This is a genomic window from Calyptranema fuscum S582, from assembly GCF_055793305.1.
In genome coordinates this window covers 39,010-58,434 of the sequence record NZ_JBSLYH010000038.1, presented here as the reverse complement: position 1 = coordinate 58,434, position 19,425 = coordinate 39,010, and the positions used below count along the sequence as shown (strand labels likewise).

The following is a 19,425-nucleotide window of genomic DNA, read 5'->3' as shown; positions in this document are numbered from 1 at the left end:
CGAAGCATTCGGGCAAAAATTTCATGGCTTTATCTTGAGCTGGTGTGCCGAATGCTTCGCCCCAACCGCTACTGCATCGGTTGGGGTGGCACCGCATTCCCCGCAGGGTTCGACCAGATCACTCGAAACTGATTGGGGCGCATCCGATAGCCTTCTTCCAGCATCACTCGATCGGTTTGCTGTGGGTCAAAATAGCGATCGAAATCCGACTGCAATTGGTCAACATCCTGTTGTGCCAATGCCACTTCACCGCGCAATTTCTCTAGCTTGTTCTGTTGTGCCAGATTATAGGGTACCAGCTTTACCAACGCCGACACAGCCGCGATCGCCAAGACCACATTAACCGCCAACTTTGCCCCTGCCTCAAATGCGATCGCCTGATGAGACGCACGTTGTCTATGGCGCAACGCATTTTGGCTACCTCTGCGACGAGGAGCAGCGGCGGTACGTGAGGGGCGTTTTTGAGGGGGTTGCAAAGCGTTCATAACATTCAGAAAACTTGCTGTGCCAAAGAGCAAACCAAAAAAGATAGGGCTAACTCCTGTCCGGCAGCCAACTGACACAAATATGCGCCATGTTAGCACCAGATATAAGAATTAACCCTCAATATAGACCCTTCCGAGTGAGAGACGCAAAGCTTTTAGCAAAGCGTTGCGACTAAATCAACTCAATTAAAAGTTTTTGGGGGATGAAGGGGGTTTTATCCCCACGCAGGGGTTTTAAGCCCTGCACCCCACCAATAGCGCACTAACCGACCACTAGAGCTTATTTATACAGCTCTGTAGCTAGACGGAAAGCCAAAAATCCAGGAATCAAAGCGGTAAACAAAGCCACAAAGATTTGAGTATCTGATAAAGACATGATCAAACGTCTCCTGTTAGATTCGAGATGCCCATATATGACGGGTTGTTCACCAATTTCTGATAAATTCTGCTATTGTGGAACGACTTGTTACAAGCCGTAATAAATTTCTTGAATCAGATCCTCAAAATCCCATTAACAACAAGATTGCTTAAAATAAAATTAATTTCTATAAAGTATAGAGGTCAACCTGAAGTTCACCATGATGTCCGCAACGGCGTTGGGACCCAAACCAGATATCAACTAAAAATCGTTAGCCAAAAAATAATTGCCATATCGGCGTAATCTAACAAAGGAGTGATCTAGTAAACCGTTCAAGTTCGACGGTTCAATTATTATTTATCTAAAAGTTCTATTCAAAATCCTTCCCGCTCCTTCAGCCATCTCACACTGGCTCTCTCCCCCCAGAGAGACGGATTGAGAAAACGATTGAGATACTCTCAGGTCATTACCCACAATGGGCGATCGCTAAAATTGCACTATCTCCATTTTTTAACCGTTTTTAAAATGATTTAAACCACTGGGTGACTTCTTTTGGATATTTCTAGACCTGCTCGACCTCAGTTTGACCGTCAGATCAGACGGGTACAGCGAGATGTTTTGCGTATGGGCGCGCTGGTAGAAAATTCCTGTTGGCTTGCCCGCAAAGCTTTGTTTGAACGAGATTTAGAAGCTGCAACCCAAGTCGCAATTCAAGACAAACAGGTGGACCAATTTTATCGCCAGATCGAAGTCGATTGTGTGAACTTGATGGCGCTACAATCTCCTGTGACGCAAGACTTGCGGATGCTCAGTGCGATTATGCAACTGGTGCGCGATCTCGAACGCATTGGCGACTATGCCAAAGATCTGGGGGAAGTTGCCGTTAAACTTTTTCCCTACCCGCCCCACCCTTGTATGGATCGGATTCAAATCATGACCGATCGCTGTCGAGCCATGCTGGCGATGAGTTTAGAAGCCCTATCTGAGCTGGATGCCGAATCGGGATTGGATATGAAAATTAAAGACGATGCCGTAGATTCTGACTACGACAGTCTTTATAAATTGCTGGCGCTACAAAATAATGTTCAAGGGGTGATCGAACCGATCGTGTTGATGGTGCTAGCCATTCGCTATTTAGAACGTATGGCAGATCACGCGACCAATATTGGCAAACGAGTGGCTTATATTGTCACCGGGCAACGATAGGCTGACACTCTAGTGGTGTTGATTCGTTGGAGAGACGCGCTCTGGGAGTCTTGGCAGAAAATTAACAACATATTTGAAGCACGACCACCCGCAGAAATGGCTGGGATACAAATTCGCCTGAGATTTGCCTGAGAAACGTGACGAAATTTGTCAACACGATAGAATCTACGGGCGGATAAATAAAATAAAATGGAAAAAGTGCGAAATTACTGATAATGTTTGCACTTAATTGTAGAAATACCTGTTCATGGCTACGACTCACCCCCCTGGAGGTACTTCGTAAGTGTTACAGGATGTGGATTTGCTCTTAAATCTTGAGCCTGGAGCAATTGCCTTGCAGGTAAGTGCCAAATCGTGTGGGTCGTTTTTAGGAGGTTCCTATTCCAATCAATAGATTTCTTGTCGAGAGGAGTAAACGGTGGCGCAGCTGCCGCAATCCCAACCATCTCATGGACAAGAGGTCTAATGTAGGGACATTCTGATGCGAGTGGCGTATGTCATGGGAACAGGGATACCTCTTGACTCAGCAATCAAAATTTTGATTGTCAGATCGAGCAGGGTTATAGTGTGGAGGGCTAGAGGACGACTGACTCTAGTTCTATAGCGATCGCCAAATCAGTTAAGACAGGATGCAGGGGTGGAACTCCTGGCTGGGAGTGTAGCCTTCATACCCCCTGGCTTAAATGGGATGGCTAACGCTATAAAACACAAACTTGACTCTATCGGGTTAAGAGGTGTGTGTATCAGCAGTGCAAGGAGAGTCTAGTAAACCCAAGCAAAAAATTGGAAGGGGGTGAAGAGGGTCAACCTCTTTGTAGGAGCGTAGCTTCTAAACCTCCAGGTCGTATAATTTGGTGTTTGCCATACTAGTTCTTTTTATTAGGACTGCGTCGCTGGGGTAAGCTGGATTAGCACAACCGTTTCCGGTAAAGTTCATCCCTATTCAGGATTAGCCAGAGATTGGGGTTTACAGAACGGGTTGAGATAAGTCAGATACCTGAGATTAGTTTGGTGTGCATAGTGGCATTTAGCTAAGCAACGGATTTGGTTAAGTGCTCTTTTGCTAGATGGGTTGCTGCGAGTCTGACTTAAGTTGTGTGCTGTGTCAGACGCAAAGCCAGCAATGTTTCTATGCTGCTTCAGACGCGGATGAAGACGTTTTAGGACACCGTTGAGTCTTCGTTCCATCGGCAGTCAGTTGCGATCGCCAATGGGTTTGAACGGGGGTAGGGAGTGCGCCCTCACACAGAGAGACCACCTCTGCATCCAGTTCAGCCCTGAGGATCATCAATTAAATAAAACCCAGAGGTCTATGTTTGCAAGTACAGCCACGCCGTGCTGACAACCATACCTCGCCGGTTTTATAAAATTCACCGATCCGTCCGTAACAGATCGCTACCGGAAACAGTTTGAGGAAAGGTCAGGAAACCGCAATTCGATAGATCAAGGATCAATCGCTACATGGAATTTTCAATCGCATCGCTACTAGCCAATTTCCCAGACGATAAGCTGGTAGCCCCTAAGGTCTTAGAAAAAAAGCTCAATTGTGAGGATGAGTTTAGTCTTCGAAAATTACAGATCGCACTAGATGCTTTAGAGAAGATTGGCATCTTAGTCAAAGATCGAGGCAAATATCGCCGCATATTTGAAGAAGATGTCATTGAAGGCAAGCTCCGGTGTTCTAGTAAAGGCTTTTGCTTTGCCATTCAAGATGTTGAAGGCACAGAAGATGTTTATGTGCGCGAAAGCCACTTGAATACCGCATGGAATGGCGATCGCGTCCTGGTAAAAGTCACCAAAGAGGGCAGTCGTAGACGTAGCCCCGAAGGTGAAGTCCGCCTGATCTTAGAACGAGCTAACTCATCGGTCTTAGCCAAAGTCAAACAGGTTGAAGATGCCTATCACGCCGTTCCGTTAGACGATCGGCTGCTGTTTGAGCTTGCTCTCAAAGCCAATGGGGTCAACCTGGAAGAAGCGGTTGAACAACTCGTTCATGTTGAGATCCTGCGCTATCCCTTAGGGCAAAATCTACCCGTCGGACGCATCGCCAAGATTTTAGGAAGCGACGCTCAAGCTGCTTCAGATATAGACATTGTGGCGTGCAAACACGACTTGCCCCAGGTCTTTCCCGATGCCGTGATTCAGGCAGCGAAAGCCCTTCCCAGCAAGCTGCGCAAGACGGACATGAAAAAGCGGCTGGATCTGCGCAATGTGCCGACTGTCACGATCGATGGTCCACCCAGGGCAAACGGGCCTGCCATTGACGATGCCCTGACGGTAGAACGGTTGGATTCGGGGCAATGGTTGCTAGGCGTGCACATTGCTGATGTTTCCTTTTATGTGGCAGGTCAGTCATCCATCGATCAAGAAGCCCAACGGCGGGGTACGTCGATCTATTTGGGTGAAACGGTTTTGCCCATGCTCCCGGATGCCGTCCATCGCTGTTGTGCCCTCGAAGCCGGACAAGACCGCCTGGCAATTTCGGTTCTCATTACCCTGACGGAAACAGGGGAAGTGGTGGATTTTGAGATCCAGCCCAGCGTGGTCAATGTAGATTATCGGCTGAACTATCAACAGACCCAGGCGATTATTCAACGCAATAACCCTGAAGAGTTGGCAGCCCCGTCGGCTTATCCCCTGCCATCGGTCGATGAGTTGCAGCAATTCAGCCCGATTTTTGAAATGCTGGATCAACTGTTTACCGTCAGCCAAGCGATCCGCATCCAGCGGCAACGTCGGGGTGCGTTTGATCTCAACCTGCCCGAACGGATCTTCCCAGATGAGGCAAATCCAGAATTAGGGAAGTTCCTTTCCACCAAGTTTCAGTATGACGATGAAGGCGCATTGGGGGCGATGGTGGTGTCGTCCTTTTTGCCTGCGCGCTCGATCGTGACAGAGATGATGTTGTTAGCCAATCAACTCATTGCCTCTCATCTCAAAGCGCTCCAGGTGCCAGCGTTGTATCGGGTGCATCGCACCCCTGACCCCGGCGATGTTCAAGAACTGCTAAAACTGATCAGCAACATGGGGATCGACTATCACCTCGATAATGAGGAAGTGGTCAGCCCGATGGACTATCACCGTTTGACACAACAGTTTTCCCAGTCTAAGGCTGAGAAGGTGTTGACCTATCTGTTGCTGTCTACGCTGAAACCCGCCGTCTATAGCATCACTCCCGGTAGCCACTTTGGGCTGGCGTTAGAAGCGGGTTATGTGCATTTCACCTCACCGCTGCGACGCTATCCAGATTTATTGATCCATCGGGTGCTGCATGCGGTGTTTGATCATGGGCGCGATCGCAAATCCAGTCGGTCTAAAGAGCAGGTTGATTTGCGCAGTAGCTCTTGCCACGACAAAATTAGCTGGAATGTTTTGCCCCCCGATGTGCAAACCCATCTAGAAGAACATTTTGCCGCGATCGCCATGCATTTGAGTGAGCGCGAAAAACTGGCTCAAGAGGCAGAGGCAGATCTGGAAGGGCTGAAAAAAGCAGAGTTCATGCAACAGCACACTGGCGAAATCTTCCACGGGTTGATTACGGGGGTGCAGTCCTATGGGTTCTTTGTTGAAATCGAAGAGTTGCTGGTCGAAGGCCTGGTGCATGTCAGTTCCTTAAAAGATGACTGGTATGAATATCGCTCGCGTCAACAAAAACTCGTCGGTCGCAAAAACCGTAAGCAATATCGGTTGGGCGATCGCGTCGAAGTTCAGGTGAAGAGCGTCGATTACTATCGTCAGCAGATTGACCTGGTGGCAGTGGGTGGTGGTAGTGAAGCCGGAGATGAAGATGGCGATGAGCCAATCTCCGAATCCTATAACTCGGAACCCTATAACTCCGAACCTTACATCTCGTTGCCTGATGATGACCTGGATCCAGAATTTGACGAAACCGGCGATCGCCGCGAAAGCAACAGCGAATTTGTCGAAGACTACGATTAGGCTCGTACCGAATTTTGGTTGAGAGAGCGGCGAAGCCGCTCTCTCAACCAAAATTCCAGGGTCATGCATCTCAGGATCGCTATAGAATCAGAAAAAATCAACGTTCTGAATCAGATGAATGGAAGCCATGCTTTGCATGGCTTCCATTCATCTGTCTGTAATTTATTAGGGCGCAAAGCGCTATCCAAAACGTGTCTCTTTCTTCCTCTTCTTCTCTGCCCTTGATCTTGGGGATCACCGGAGCATCGGGTTTGATTTATGCGGTGCGGGCGCTCAAATTTTTATTAGCGGCTGAGTATGCGATCGAGTTAGTTGCCTCAAAATCTACCTTTATGGTTTGGCAAGCAGAACAGGGTATGCGGATGCCTGTAGAACCCAGCCAGCAAGAGGCGTTTTGGCGACAGCAGGCAGGGGTGGAAACGGCGGGTAAGCTGCGCTGCCATCCTTGGGGCGATGTCGGTGCCAATATTGCCAGCGGGTCATTTCGTACCTTAGGTATGGTGGTGATGCCGTGCAGCATGAGTACGGTCGCAAAACTAGCCGCCGGACTCAGTTCTGATTTGTTAGAACGGGCAGCGGATGTGCAGTTAAAAGAAGGACGTAAGTTGGTGATTGTGCCCCGCGAAACCCCGTTTAGCCTGATCCATTTGCGCAACTTGACCACACTGGCAGAAGCGGGCGCTAGAATTGTGCCAGCTATTCCTGCCTGGTACCACAATCCCCAAACCATCGACGATCTGGTCGATTTTGTCGTAGCACGGGCGCTGGATCAATTGAATGTAGATTGTGTCCCCATCCAGCGTTGGCAAGGGCATTTAGCAGAAGAGTAAAGTGCAGCCGGAGACTGTATGCCCGAATCCGGCAGACCGTTCCGGGAACACGATTGAAGGTATTTTCGAGCTTGAAGGTGTACCAGATTGCCTCCGAACAAGATCACTACGCTCAGCTTTATCAGCGCTGTCGAGATACTGAAGGGGTGGAATATATCGGCTCGTTGCCGCAACCTGCTTTAGCCCAAGAACTGCAACAGGTGACGGCGCTAACCTATCCCAATATCTATCCGGAAACCTTTTGTAAATCTGTTTTAGAAGCAATGGCGTGTGGTCGTCAGATCATCACCAGTCATCTGGCAGCATTACCGGAGACTACCGCCCGGTTTGCCCGACTTGTCCCGATCAACAGCACCGTCTCACCTCTTTCTAAAACCGTTGAGCTAACGCTTGCAGAACGGACAGACTATATCAACCACTTTGTTAGAGAAACCGTCGAGATCTTGCAAATGGCTCAGGCGGTTACGACTGATTGTCAGACGCTTCTTTGCAACGACAAGTCAGCTACATTCAGCAAAACTGTACGTGGTCGGTGCGGGCGCAAGCCTGGATCCAATGGTTGACCCAGTTAAGCGGCTAAGAGACTTGCCTGTCATTCCTGGTATCCAGGCTCAGCCTGAATATCACTCTAATGCGGCTCAGCCGTTAGACTAAGGAGGCGGAGCTAGAGAATTTCAATGCAATGCATTGGAATAAGAATTGAACCAGAATTGGCGAAAGATGTTTGCCCAAAAACATCTCGTCTATGATCCACGCCCAACTCCTATGCCCGAACCCCTATAGCAGTCGAGGGGTTGATTAAGACTAAAGTTGTGTGAGAACCCTCGCGGAGCAAGGGTTCTCACACAACTTCCTGATTTAACCGTCTCGACAATTGCTATGGATATCAGAAGATATCAGATCCTTTCTGATTGCTCTATGCTGTCTCGTAAAAAGTGAAGTAGAGCAGTGATCAACCCATCACACGAAACCACACGAGAGACGAGCGTTCTCAAACCCTCGTGGTCTAAGATAGCGTTAACCGATTTCGTCATCATTTTTTGCGGCAATGGTTAGGGAACCACCGAGGTGATTTTGCAGCATCGTCAGTCTAAAGAACCGCATCGTTCAAAAACATTTCGTTTCTGGCGAAGATCCATTCAGCCTGTCAGCTTGCGAGTCAAGCTACTGATTGGTTTTAGCATTATCTTTAGCGTTGTGTTTGCTGGGGCTTTTTTTTGGTTTTATACCTTTGCAACCGAAAAAACTCTGTCTCGCTTAAAAACGGATATGCGATTTACCCTGCAAGGAGCGGCAGCGGGTGCTGATGTTGATGAACTGCTTGCCTTGTATCAAAGTGGCGATCGCAATCCCAATGGCTTTTCCGATGACCCGCGTTACCGTCGTCAATTAGATTGGTTTGAAACCGTTCACAGCATTGAACCCCGCGCATGGCTCTATTCCTACGTTGTTGGGTTGCCAGAGTCCAATCGCCGGGTGGGTTCGACGACTAACACCAAAGAGCAGTTAGAAATTGTCTATCTTGTTGATTTGTGGGCAAATTATGACGCCTCAAAAGCCGCACACTTTCTAGAATCGCAGCAGGCGGGTCAGGTCGCGCACCACGTCTACCGAGACCGACAACTGTATGAAATGCCCGACATCTATCAAGACAAGTGGGGAGCATGGCTTTCGGCGGCGATTCCGCTACGCACCCTGGACAACCGAAGCGTCGTCGTTTTGGGGTTGGATATCGAAGCCGACTATGTGTTGAAAGTTCAAGATGCTATCCGCAGCCGCATTTTGATTTCTTTCATCATCACCTACGGCATCTTGTTTATCTTGATCTACATTCTCTCGGGGATGCTGACCAAACGCCTCTCGCAGTTAACGTTGTCGGCAGAGCAAATTGGTAAAGGGAACTATGGGCTAAATTTGTCTTCTTTAACTGGGGGGCAGTTTCCCGATGAGATGAGTACCCTGGCAAAGGTCTTTGAGAGCATGGTAGACAGCATTCGCACCCGTGAGCGTTTGATTCGAGAGGGCAAACAAGCAGAATATGAAATGCGCCTTGCCTTGCAGCAAGAGCGAGAACTGAATGAACTGAAGTCGCAGTTTGTGTCGATGGTGTCTCATGAACTGCGGACGCCTCTAACCGTCATTCGTACCTCGTTAGAGTTGCTAGAGCGATATGGGCACATGACGACGGAAGACAAGAAGCAAGAATATTTTCAACGCAGCCGAGTTGCCGTCGAAAATATGACGCAATTGTTGGAAGATGTGCTGACCCTTGGCAAAGCCGAAGCCGGGAAGTTAGAGTTTAAACCGATCCTGTTGGATTTAGAGCAATTTTGCCAGGAAATTGCCCAGGAAATTCAAATGGGAACAGGCTCCAAGCATATTGTGTTGTTTCAAAGTCAGGTGAGGTGCGAAAAAGCAGCGGTAGACCCCAATTTATTGCGATCGATTCTGACCAATTTGCTGTTTAATGCGGTGAAGTATTCTGAAGAAGGCAGCAAGGTAGAGTTTGCCTTATCGGTTTTGGATACGGAAATCATGTTTGAAGTCCGGGATCATGGCATTGGCATTCCGTTTGAAGATCAGCCGCGTTTGTTTGAATTGTTTCATCGGGCTAGCAATGTCAGGATGATTCGGGGCACTGGGTTAGGGCTGGCGATTGTCAAACAATGCGTGGTGGCGCATCAGGGCACCGTTAAGTTTAATAGCCAGGAAGGGGTGGGCACCTCGTTCACTGTTCTGTTGCCCCTGCTGTGTGAAGATGCCCTAGAAACTTATGAAAATGGTGCGGATGTTGCTTAATGGTCGCAGATTTAATTAGCTCAGAGATTTAAGTTTAACAGCACGGTGCCGCTGCGCTTTCGAAAATAATGGCTCGAAAACAGTCGTCCAAACATAATCGTCGGTTTTTCTTGATGTCGTGATCGCACGATCACCCGTGGTTGAGGTTTTTTAAAGAGGTTTTCGTATATGAGTCGTGGCATTTATATCACTGCTAACGATAAGGTGATAGACCAAGCGATCGCCCTCCTCAAAAGCATTCGTCTCTATGATTCAGAAACTCCCGTCATCCTGATTCCCTACGACGATCATTATCACAATGCGGCTGCCGTACTGGGGCAACAATTTGGCGTCAAAGTCTACGACGATCTAGAGTTTATCGATCGCTTATCCAAAAAGCTACAACAGACGTTTGGCGAAGCTTTTTTTGCTCGACCCAACCAATTTCGTAAACAAGCCTGTTGGTATGGTCCCTTTGATGAGTTTCTGTATATCGACACCGATATCGTCGTTTTCGAAAAGATTGCCGACACCCTCAACTATCTTGCGGATTACGATTTCATTTGTTCGGACTATCAACATGCTGGCGGCATTAAAAATGTATTCAGTCCGGTTGTGTTAGACCAAAACGTATTTACCGAAGCAGAGTGTCAGGATATTTTTAATGGTGGGTTTTGGGGGTCTAAAAAGAATTTGATCTCTGAATCAGAGTTGTACGAGACGTTTAGCGAATGTGCTAGCCATCCCGATTATTTTGACTTCTCTGAAAAAACATCTGACCAGCCCATCATCAATTACATGATCTTAAAACGGGTGCCCCGTCGTCTCAATCTCGTCCGTAAACCGGGTAAGGGACCTGGTAACTGGGCTGGCAGCTCTCACTTCATTCAGAAAGACTACGTTCTGGTTGATCCTAAAGTCGATCAGCCGCTTCAGTATTTACATTGGGCTGGCATTCGCATTCAACCGGGTTGCCCCTATTGGACAATTTGGGAACATTACCGTTATCTCAACGAACCAAAACCAGAGTATGTTCCGCCGCCGCCAGCGTCCAAGAGTCTTTGGCAGCGTATTTTGGGCAAACTCAACGTGAAGTAAACCATCATCCTCAATTCCCATGACAACTAGTATTGTTACCGGCGTAGCAGGTTTTATTGGCTCTCATCTAGTAGAAGCGCTCCTGAACCGGGGTGAGCGAGTGATTGGTATCGATCACTTCAATGACTACTACGATCCAATGCTCAAACGCAAAAATATTGCCACGTTTGCCAATCATCCGTCGTTCCAACTTATTGAAGGCGATATTCAACAGCTTGACTGGAATGGATTATTCCAGGATGTGGACGTGGTGTATCATCAGGCGGCTCAGGCAGGGGTTAGAGCTAGCTGGGGCGATGGGTTTCGCTCTTACACCGAGCGCAATATTAACGCGACCCAGGTCATGCTAGAAGCTGCCAAAGATGCCAAACAACTGCAACGGTTTGTTTACGCTTCGACCTCATCGGTCTATGGCAATGCCGAAACCTTTCCTACGTCTGAAACGGTTTGCCCCCAGCCCGTCTCGCCCTATGGCATTACCAAACTGGCAGCCGAGCGGCTCTGTTGGCTGTATCAGCAAAATTTTAAAGTGCCTGTCACCGCACTCCGCTACTTTACGGTCTATGGACCGCGCCAGCGTCCGGATATGGCATTCCATAAATTCTTTAAAGCGGTGATTGATGATCAAGCGATCCCCGTGTATGGAGATGGGATGCAGACGCGAGATTTTACCTTTGTTGCCGATGCGATCGCCGCTAATTTGTTGGCGGGCAGTGTGCCGGAAGCAGTGGGTCAAATGTTTAACATTGGCGGTGGTAGCCGGGTGGTGTTGATGGATGTGTTGGCAACGATGGAAGAGATCGTCGGTCAACCGATCAAACGCGATCACAAAGGGTTAGCCATGGGCGATGCACGGCATACGAGTGCCGATGTCTCGAAGGCTAAAACGATACTGGGCTACGATCCTCAAGTCCCATTGCGCGAGGGGCTAACGAAAGAATGGGAATGGGTCAAAACCTTATATTGCTAAGGATCATGGATTTAATAACCTGTAATTCTTAGGTAAGGGCGCACAGCGGTGCGCCCCTACAGAGCACTTGACTCATAGAAATTATTTAATCCGCGATCCTAATGCCAATTTTTTAGGAAGACACGTCCAACCGATGACCCCCTGTAGTCCCCCTTGGCAAGGGGGACGGCGACAGCCGGGGGTAAATCAGGCGCAGCCTCATCTAAAAACGGTATAAGGCTTCCAGATTTAGCCTTACGCATTCAGGTTAGGACAAAGGGGCGTGGGGGCGTAGCCCCACGCAGGGGTTTTACCCCTGCACCCCGTCCTAACGTCAGTGCGTAGCACTATATTTTTTGAGAAAGCGATCGCCAAAGGCGATCGCTTTCCGGTTATTTACGAGTGTTGTGGGGCGCAGAGCGCCCCACAACACCGGACTGAAGCAATCTGCCCAGCGCTACAGAAGCAGTATTATTTCCCTTTTTGTTGGCTATAGCGTTGCTTAAAGATCTGTTGTTGTTTCTTATGATCGACGATGGCAGATGGATAGTTACAGCGATCGCGTTCTCGTTGTGGAATCGCTCCGGTCACCAGTTCTTCGGTGTCTAGGCTGCGTAACTCTGGCAACCACTCTCGAATATATTCTGCATCTGGGTCAAATTTTTGTGATTGACTGGCAGGGTTGAAGATGCGCAACGGTTTGGGATCCATGCCACTGGAGGCACTCCATTGCCAACCTCCATTATTGGCAGACAGATCGCCATCCACCAACTTTTGCATAAAGTAAGTTTCGCCCCACTGCCAGTTGATGATCAGATCCTTAGTCAAAAAACTAGCGACGATCATGCGGCAACGGTTATGCATCCAGCCTGTTTCGTTTAACTGTCGCATGGCTGCATCGACGATTGGGTAGCCCGTTTTACCTTCACACCATGCCTGAAAGTGATCGGGATTATCGTCCCAGGGAAAATCTTTAAAGGGAGCGCGATAGGGACCGTCAGCTAAAGCTGGAAAAAAGTAGAGTGCATGTTGATAAAACTCACGCCATGCCAGCTCTTGTTGCCAGGTTTGAATATTGGTTTGAGTTTCGTCGCTGCGGCTACGCTGATAGGCAGCATGGGCAGATGCCCAAACGGTACGGATGCCGATCGTGCCAAATTTTAGGGCAGCGCTGAGGTAAGAGGTGCCGGGAGTAGCAGGAATATTGCGTTGTTCGTCGTATTGCTCAATCGTGTGATGGCGATCGCAAAAGTCTTCTAATCGCTCTTGTGCGGCTTGCTCTCCAGGTGGAAGATAGAATTCGTTGTCCCAAACAAACCCCAAATCTTGAGCCGTTGGCAGGGGGATGCTTCCAGCCGCTTTTGCCTGTTCTAGCGCTTTGGCAGACAGTCCCTCTGCGTTTGCCAGAGCTGCGAACGGTGCCTGTTTGGGTTTGCTCTGCCAGTTGCGCCAAAACGGTGTGTAGACGGTGTAGGGATCGCCTCCGCCGGTGCGAATCTCGCCCGGTGCGTGTAGCAGTTGATCCCAGCTGGTATGAACTTCGATGCCTTGAGTTTTGAGGGCGTCAGTTAATTGGCGATCGCGTTCTTTGGCATAGGGTTCGACATCGAGATTCCAAAATACTGCGGTTGCCTTGAGCGCAGTCGCCAGTCGGGGCAGGGCTTGGATGGGTTGATCGTGCACAATCAACAACTGGCTTCCAGCTTTGGCATAGCTTTCTTGCAGTTCTTGCAAACTGCTGATCATGTACTTGACCCGAGCTGGTGCAATATCGCCTCGCTGCAAGATATTTGGGTCTAAACAAAATACCCCAACGACTTGAGGACTCCGTTGTCGTGCCGATGCCAACCCCGCATTGTCGGTTATCCGGAGATCTCGACGATGCCAAAACAAAACTAAATCAGACATAGCGTATCTAAAGAGCGTGAGTCTAATAAACTATAGCGCTTCGCACTCGGATAGGTTGCGGGTCTGGAGTGAGAGCCGCACTGTGTATTTCACGCCATTGCGCCGTGCTGTGGCAGTCGAGGGTTGTATTAAGACAAAGGTTGTGTGAGAACCCGCGCTCCGCGCGGGTTCTCACACAACCTCCTGATTTAACCGTCTCGACGGTTGCTATATATCTTTCAAAGATCAGTTAAAAAGGGACGTGCTAACGCAAAGCTCGCGATCGACTTGGCATCAATGGGTTCACCCGACAAAATTGCCTTTTCAAACTCTTGAGGGGTCATCAAGACCGTCTCAATGTCTTCATCCAGGTCTTGTTGAGGGGGTTGCTCCAGCTTTTCTAGCTCTTGCGCCAGGAACGCATAAATTACTTCATCAGAATAGCCCGGAGCCAGAAAAAATTTGCCGAGCCGATGCCATTTGTGCGCCCGGTAGCCTGTTTCTTCTTCAACTTCACGCTGAATTGTGGTTGCCGGATCTTCGTGTTTTTCGACGGTACCTGCGGGAAATTCGAGTAAGCGACCGCAGGCAGCAAACCGATATTGCCGAACTAAAACTAATTTTCCGTCGGGTGTCACAGGAATTGCTAATGCCCCGCCGGGATGGCGAATGCATTCCCAGTTACCTTTGGCACCATTGGGCAGACGCAGACTGTTAACTTCAAAGTTAAATTTGCGACCGTGATAAAACAGTTTTTGTTTGAGTAATTGAGGCGGTTCTTGACCAACAGACATGGGTAAAGAATATAAGGGGTTAGGGATTACAAATCGGGGCAGAGTAGAGGATTCGTGTTTTTGAGTCATCTTCCCACATCTGACACCCGGCACCGGACATCTGACACCTGTTATATGTGTCAATCGTTCACGGTTATGGCTCATTCGTCAATTGTTCCAGTAGTCGGATGACGGGTAAGCCGGTCGCGACGGATCGCTAATTAATCTTTACAAGTGTTTAAGAGCACAACCCGTCAATTTTGATCACTCCCGATCGATCGATTTGCTGAGCCAGGTCGGCGATCGCCTTTCTAGAAACCGGATCAACCCAATGCGGGGCAATTTCGGCTAGAGGAACCAACACAAAAGCACGTTCGTACATGCGAGGGTGGGGCACCTGTAACCGGGGTTCATTTAAAATTTGGTCATCAAATAAAATTAGATCCAGATCGAGTAACCGGGGTCCCCAGCGTTCCCGCCGGACTCGACCAAACTGGATCTCGATGTCTAGTAAGGTCTGGAGCAATTGTTGGGGGGTGAGATGGGTCGAAAGCAGAGCGCAGGCATTGAGATAGTCTGGCTGCGGGGGACCCACGGCAACCGTTTGGTAATAGTGCGACTGGCTGTGAAGGGTAATGCTGGGCGTATGGGCGATCGCCTTTAGCGCAGACTCCAAAATCTGGTGGGAGCTACCCAGATTACTACCCAGGGCGATCGCCACGCGCTCTCCCACATATTGAATTTGCGTCACAGCAGTAGGTTCCTAAACGAATTCGCAGGCGTTGGTTGAGGGTTTACCAGGTCGGGTCTACATAGAGATTGATCGTCATTTGGTTACAATCTGGCGGCACTGCACTGATACAAGCGCAGACGGTTTCATCTCCATTTACTTCGACTTCGCAGGCATGGCAAGACCCCATCAAACAGCCAGTCGGAATGGATAAGCCAGCACGATGAGCTATTTCTAGCAAGGGTTCTCCAACCTGTGCATCTACTGTCACGTTATCGGGTAAAAAAAGAACCTGGACAGTCATACGTTTGTGAGCAATAAACGACAAGTTACTCGCTGACCTTTGTCGATTCTAAACGGAGAAGCAACTGTACTGATACCCATTGTCATCTGCCTGAGCAGGGTCAGGCTTCTCAATCTGTTCTGTAGCACTTCGTTCTATAAGCGTTAACTCTAATGAAGCATTGCATCTTAAAAATAGTCAGCTATTCCGAAGCCGCATCTGATATTCAATCGATTCGGTATACAGTGTTTCAGCTTGAACAAGGGGTCGATCCAGGCATCGAGTTTGATGGTCAGGATGATACCGCAACCCACATTATCGCGTGTCTAGATGGGCAACCTGTGGGGACGACCCGAATTCGATTTTTGAGCAATGAGTTAGCTAAGATTGAGCGGGTAGCGGTTTTGCAGAAATATCGCCGCAAGGGTATTGGTAAGAAATTGATGGCAGAGGCGATCGCCTGGTTGAAAACTAAACATATCCCCGAAGTCAAGATCAACGCCCAAACCCATGCCAAAGCGTTTTATCAGAAACTAGGGTTCCACCAGGTAGGCGCTGAATTTAATGAAGCCGGAATTCCTCATATCGAGATGCGCAAGTCTCTAACGTAAGAGATCGATTTCACCTGAGAGATCTGCCAGTTAAAAAACTCCCAGTGTTGTGGGGCGCGGAGCGCCCCACAACACTGGACTGAATCAATCTGCACAGCGCCATAAGCGGAATGAAGCTATATGGCAATTCTTAATTGTGTGCAGTATGGGGTGATGGGTGAGAGCCTCGCGGAGCGAGGCTCTCACCCATCACCCGTAATCTCTCCAGGTGCGAAGCGCTATGGTTCTTGACGCCATTGGGTTTAAGACAGGGATGAGTTGAACTCGATGGCGTAGAGTGCCACGGTTCAACCCGACAAAAAATAGGGAAGTTCTCTATCTAGTTTGGGGAGAGATGCAACAGTTCTATGCCGTTAGTTCTATGCCGTTAGATAGAGTACCCAAAACTTTTTTTATCTATCTTAAGTTGTGTTTAAAGGGGGCTGATTAATCGTTACGTTTATCGATGTAATTCATCGGTTTAGAACGCTGCTTTTTGTTGCGTAGACTACATTCAGCCAAGTGACTATTATTGCCTCTCTATTTTGGCTGATTGACATCTGCCAAATGTAGTGTTCGATACCAGATATCTAAGCCCTTGGGGGCAATTCTAAAGACTTTCTTAAATTTTAAGAATTACATCGACTGAGGCAGAAAAACAGAGTGGTCAATCCTGCTGAAATAGACCTGTCAAATCTATAACTCGTGTTCTGCGATCGCTATTCTGTAAGGGTTTTAAGATTTTCGCTAAAAGAGAAAACCAATTGATCAAGACGATAGAAAAAATCTTGGAATAGGATAGACAGCAGTTTATGAAAAAATACTTCACATTCAATATTTAAGAAAGCTTCAGCGTTAACAGTTTTGCATAATTGTCAAGATTATTATGGGTATATCCCCTCTAAACATTAGGTAGGCTTCTCGTTGAATTTGCGGAGGATGTTTGTCATCCTTAAGTGTGTGAGGGGAAGAATGCTCTGCAACAGCAAAACTTTTTAACCAAAACAACCTTTGAATCAATAACTTTACTGAAAGCCATGAATACTTGTCCTTGCTGTTCTTCTCAACTTTTACGCCACGCTCGTCATAATCGCGTCTATTGGTTCTGCTCTCATTGTTGGCAAGAAATGCCCAATCTATCGATGGCGATCGCTAACAGTAAATCATCCCTATCTCAACTTTCCACATTCAGCGAACATCTAGAAGTCGCTCGTTAACATTAAGTCGGCGATTCATTGCCTGTTGTTAGCCATCCAGTCGTAGAGAGCTTTCTGATTCATTGATTGGATCACGATCAAATTTTTGTTGATTATGGGATATGTATTGTTGTCAAATCATTGCACTCCATAAAGAGTCTATTGGACGAGAAATATTCCATACTTAGTTCTTGCTAAAGCCTATTTACCTGACCCATGCAACTTCGTGTTACTGCCAGTAAAAGTCATTAGATGTGATCGAACATAAAAATTTTTAAACGTTTAATAAAAATATGGTGCGGCTCAGCCGCACCATATTTTTGTTTAAAGTCAAGTACATTCGGGGGCTGGAGATTGTCTAAGAGCAGCCCCAGCCTGTTAATCGAGTAGTTTGTTATAGGTATGAATCTGACGGTAAGCCAGTGGGGTTTACGTTCAAACTCACATCAGCAGTTGGAACTGTTTTACGTTTAGCCGAGGTTGAAGTCTTGGGCAAACTGCGCCAGTAGATTTCTTGTGGTCTACAGACCTGAGCGTTGGTAGACAAGGCTTAAAACGGTTTGTGTGGGTGAACGTTTATGGAGAATTGCAACCCCTCCAGGATTATGTTGTCCCAGAGCTTATAGACTTGGAAGAATTAATTCACAGACGCACAAATTTGCCTGTCTATCACGACAGAGTTAGTGTTGCTGCCTAGGAGCCAGATTAAAAATGACGTTACCATTTGTCGTCGATGTTGCGATCGGACTAATTTTTATCTACCTGACGTTGAGTTTATTATCATCAGAAATTCAAGAAATTATTGGCACTATTTTGCAATGGAGAGCAGAGCATCTCAAGAAATCTATTCAAAACTTGTTAACAGACGAAACCTTAGCAGATAAGTTATATCAAACCCCCTTTATTCAGTCCTTAAACCAGGAAGGGCGCGGTAAAATCTCAGAGTTTTTTAGAAAAATCGTTCATGTTGTGCTGGATGCTTACTATTCAATTTCTGGTACACGTAGCGTGTTTGGTAAAAACAAGAGTGGACCGTCCTACATCCCTTCTGAAACGTTCTCTGCGGCTTTGTTACGTCAGGTTAATGTCCAAGAAATCAGTCAAAAAATTAGCGAACTGACGATCAAAAAGTTTGTGGAGGACAAGCTAAACCGGATCGAGTCAATTTTAGATGCCTTACGAAATAGCGTTGGTGACTATTCTTTACTAGAGGATGAGTTTTCTAGTCTCCGGCAAAACTTACAAGAGATTGCCGATAATTTTATTGATGGTCGAACCTCGCTGACAAAAAGCATTGAACGGACAACCGACCAACTTCAACAATTTTTAGACAATACGGAATCGGTATTGTCCGATAACAATCATTGCAAAGACATCATGCGGCGGCGATTGCCGTATCTTAAACAGGCAATCCTGCGTCAGGAATTTGAGCCGACCGTTTCTGAGGTATTACGGCTTATTTTTTATATTGCTGAGACGAATAGATTCAGTGAATCAACCGACAGTAGATCGCCTGATAGTGGATCATCGGATAGTGGATCGACGAGTGTAAGACGTCCTCTATTAGTACCTAGATTGGCTGAATTGGTGGATGGCATGCAGCACGATCATCCCGAATTAATTCAGCATATTGTTAACCTTCCGCCACCCCTCAAAACCAATTTGATTACCCTTGCCGAGCAGGCTCAAAGTAAGTCAGACAGCTTAGAACAAGGGGTTTTGCAGCTTGAAAAAGAGGTTGCCAACTGGTTTGACAATTCCATGGAAAGGGCATCAGGTGTATACAGACGAAATGCCAAAGGCATTGCCATTATTATTGGCTTTTTAATTGCTGTAACGGTTAATGCAGATACGCTGTATGTCGTCAGTCGGTTATCTAAAGACACCACATTACGAACCACGGTGGTGCAAGTTGCCGATCAGATTGCGGTCCGTGATACGTCGCCAGGGAGTACCGCTGCCGACCTGGAAACGGTGAAAAATCAAGTCGATCAGGTGTTAAAGGGGTTGCCCTTGCCGATTGGCTGGGATGAGGTCAATGTGCGACAACAAACGCTGGAAAGTCAGGCGTGGGGCATCCCGCTGTTGCGTAAAATCGTAGGCTGGGCTATTACGGGGATTGCGTTGTCGATGGGGGCTTCGTTTTGGTATGACCTGCTCAAAAAGGTGCTCGACGTTCGCAAACCTAAAAATTCCGAAGAACCGAAGTGAAGGAGGTTCCACGGTGTGAAGTCCAAGCTATTGAGTGAGAGCCCTAATTTATCCTGAGCTTGAAGCGATCGCATGTCAGATTAAGCGACAGGATAGGCTAGGGTAAATAAGT

The 19,425-nt window shown here is 47.7% G+C and carries 17 protein-coding genes; 10 read left to right on the top strand and 7 right to left on the bottom strand.

Annotated elements, in window-relative coordinates:
• Positions 1–68: 68 nt before the first annotated feature.
• Together ACR6Z4_RS22665 and psaM are read right to left on the bottom strand one after the other, a co-directional pair.
• Positions 69–485 carry a slr1601 family putative cell division protein gene (locus tag ACR6Z4_RS22665; protein WP_479719599.1) on the bottom strand — a complete coding sequence of 139 codons (417 nt, stop codon included), beginning with the start codon at positions 483–485 and terminating at the stop codon, positions 69–71.
• A 280-nt stretch (positions 486–765) separates the two neighbouring features.
• Complete coding sequence (gene psaM, locus ACR6Z4_RS22660; RefSeq protein WP_479719598.1) at positions 766–861, bottom strand: photosystem I reaction center subunit XII; 96 nt, start codon at positions 859–861, stop codon at positions 766–768.
• A 534-nt stretch (positions 862–1,395) separates the two neighbouring features.
• On the opposite strand from psaM, the gene phoU reads away from it, so the two are divergent.
• Complete coding sequence (gene phoU / locus ACR6Z4_RS22655) at positions 1,396–2,049, top strand: phosphate signaling complex protein PhoU (RefSeq protein WP_479719597.1); 654 nt, start codon at positions 1,396–1,398, stop codon at positions 2,047–2,049.
• Between the two features lie 1,129 nt (positions 2,050–3,178).
• Here phoU and ACR6Z4_RS22650 read toward each other — a convergent pair.
• Positions 3,179–3,337 carry a hypothetical protein gene (locus ACR6Z4_RS22650; protein WP_479719596.1) on the bottom strand — a complete coding sequence of 53 codons (159 nt, stop codon included), beginning with the start codon at positions 3,335–3,337 and terminating at the stop codon, positions 3,179–3,181.
• Between the two features lie 173 nt (positions 3,338–3,510).
• Here ACR6Z4_RS22650 and ACR6Z4_RS22645 point away from each other — a divergent pair, with 173 nt between their 5' ends.
• From ACR6Z4_RS22645 to ACR6Z4_RS22620, 6 genes are all read left to right on the top strand, one after another.
• Entirely contained in the window at positions 3,511–5,988 is a 2,478-nt protein-coding gene (locus ACR6Z4_RS22645; protein ID WP_479719595.1) for a ribonuclease R family protein, read from the top strand.
• Positions 5,989–6,179: 191 nt separating this feature from the next.
• A complete protein-coding gene (locus ACR6Z4_RS22640) occupies positions 6,180–6,818 on the top strand; it encodes a flavin prenyltransferase UbiX (RefSeq protein WP_479719594.1) in 639 nt (212 codons plus the stop codon).
• A 77-nt stretch (positions 6,819–6,895) separates the two neighbouring features.
• Positions 6,896–7,381, top strand: coding sequence for a glycosyltransferase (locus ACR6Z4_RS22635; protein WP_479719593.1), 486 nt, complete (start codon positions 6,896–6,898; stop codon positions 7,379–7,381).
• Between the two features lie 505 nt (positions 7,382–7,886).
• A complete protein-coding gene (locus ACR6Z4_RS22630) occupies positions 7,887–9,617 on the top strand; it encodes a sensor histidine kinase (RefSeq protein WP_479719592.1) in 1,731 nt (576 codons plus the stop codon).
• 168 nt (positions 9,618–9,785) lie between these two features.
• A complete protein-coding gene (locus ACR6Z4_RS22625; protein ID WP_479719591.1) occupies positions 9,786–10,694 on the top strand; it encodes an Npun_R2821/Npun_R2822 family protein in 909 nt (302 codons plus the stop codon).
• Positions 10,695–10,713: 19 nt separating this feature from the next.
• Positions 10,714–11,664, top strand: a complete 951-nt coding sequence (locus tag ACR6Z4_RS22620; RefSeq protein WP_479719590.1) for an NAD-dependent epimerase/dehydratase family protein — start codon at positions 10,714–10,716, stop codon at positions 11,662–11,664.
• Positions 11,665–12,114: 450 nt separating this feature from the next.
• On the opposite strand, the gene ACR6Z4_RS22615 is transcribed toward ACR6Z4_RS22620, so the two are convergent.
• From ACR6Z4_RS22615 to ACR6Z4_RS22600, 4 genes are all read right to left on the bottom strand, one after another.
• A complete protein-coding gene (locus tag ACR6Z4_RS22615) occupies positions 12,115–13,551 on the bottom strand; it encodes an FAD-binding domain-containing protein (protein ID WP_479719589.1) in 1,437 nt (478 codons plus the stop codon).
• Between the two features lie 218 nt (positions 13,552–13,769).
• On the bottom strand, positions 13,770–14,324 hold the full coding sequence (locus ACR6Z4_RS22610; RefSeq protein WP_479719588.1) for an NUDIX hydrolase: 555 nt from the start codon (positions 14,322–14,324) through the stop codon (positions 13,770–13,772).
• 217 nt (positions 14,325–14,541) lie between these two features.
• Positions 14,542–15,054 (bottom strand): 2-amino-4-hydroxy-6-hydroxymethyldihydropteridine diphosphokinase, encoded by a 513-nt coding sequence (gene folK, locus ACR6Z4_RS22605; RefSeq protein ID WP_479719587.1) that lies wholly within the window; start codon positions 15,052–15,054, stop codon positions 14,542–14,544.
• A gap of 43 nt (positions 15,055–15,097) precedes the next feature.
• Positions 15,098–15,337, bottom strand: a complete 240-nt coding sequence (locus ACR6Z4_RS22600; RefSeq protein ID WP_479719586.1) for a 2Fe-2S iron-sulfur cluster-binding protein — start codon at positions 15,335–15,337, stop codon at positions 15,098–15,100.
• Between the two features lie 152 nt (positions 15,338–15,489).
• On the opposite strand from ACR6Z4_RS22600, the gene ACR6Z4_RS22595 reads away from it, so the two are divergent.
• The 3 genes from ACR6Z4_RS22595 (at position 15,490) to ACR6Z4_RS22585 (ending at position 19,313) form a co-directional block, all read left to right on the top strand.
• On the top strand, positions 15,490–15,927 hold the full coding sequence (locus ACR6Z4_RS22595) for a GNAT family N-acetyltransferase (protein ID WP_479719585.1): 438 nt from the start codon (positions 15,490–15,492) through the stop codon (positions 15,925–15,927).
• A gap of 1,016 nt (positions 15,928–16,943) precedes the next feature.
• Positions 16,944–17,123 (top strand): hypothetical protein, encoded by a 180-nt coding sequence (locus ACR6Z4_RS22590; RefSeq protein ID WP_479719584.1) that lies wholly within the window; start codon positions 16,944–16,946, stop codon positions 17,121–17,123.
• Between the two features lie 690 nt (positions 17,124–17,813).
• Complete coding sequence (locus ACR6Z4_RS22585) at positions 17,814–19,313, top strand: hypothetical protein (RefSeq protein ID WP_479719583.1); 1,500 nt, start codon at positions 17,814–17,816, stop codon at positions 19,311–19,313.
• Positions 19,314–19,425: the final 112 nt, after the last annotated feature.

Bases quoted from the DNA above. Each gene is read 5' to 3' on its own strand.
- ACR6Z4_RS22585 (WP_479719583.1), top strand. From the start codon at position 17,814: ATGACGTTACCATTTGTCGTCGATGTTGCGATCGGACTAATTTTTATC.
- ACR6Z4_RS22645 (WP_479719595.1), top strand. From the start codon at position 3,511: ATGGAATTTTCAATCGCATCGCTACTAGCCAATTTCCCAGACGATAAG.
- psaM (WP_479719598.1), bottom strand. From the start codon at position 861: ATGTCTTTATCAGATACTCAAATCTTTGTGGCTTTGTTTACCGCTTTG.
- ACR6Z4_RS22610 (WP_479719588.1), bottom strand. From the start codon at position 14,324: ATGTCTGTTGGTCAAGAACCGCCTCAATTACTCAAACAAAAACTGTTT.
- ACR6Z4_RS22590 (WP_479719584.1), top strand. From the start codon at position 16,944: ATGAATACTTGTCCTTGCTGTTCTTCTCAACTTTTACGCCACGCTCGT.
- ACR6Z4_RS22650 (WP_479719596.1), bottom strand. From the start codon at position 3,337: ATGATCCTCAGGGCTGAACTGGATGCAGAGGTGGTCTCTCTGTGTGAG.
- ACR6Z4_RS22600 (WP_479719586.1), bottom strand. From the start codon at position 15,337: ATGACTGTCCAGGTTCTTTTTTTACCCGATAACGTGACAGTAGATGCA.
- ACR6Z4_RS22615 (WP_479719589.1), bottom strand. From the start codon at position 13,551: ATGTCTGATTTAGTTTTGTTTTGGCATCGTCGAGATCTCCGGATAACC.
- ACR6Z4_RS22595 (WP_479719585.1), top strand. From the start codon at position 15,490: ATGAAGCATTGCATCTTAAAAATAGTCAGCTATTCCGAAGCCGCATCT.
- ACR6Z4_RS22625 (WP_479719591.1), top strand. From the start codon at position 9,786: ATGAGTCGTGGCATTTATATCACTGCTAACGATAAGGTGATAGACCAA.
- ACR6Z4_RS22665 (WP_479719599.1), bottom strand. From the start codon at position 485: ATGAACGCTTTGCAACCCCCTCAAAAACGCCCCTCACGTACCGCCGCT.
- ACR6Z4_RS22620 (WP_479719590.1), top strand. From the start codon at position 10,714: ATGACAACTAGTATTGTTACCGGCGTAGCAGGTTTTATTGGCTCTCAT.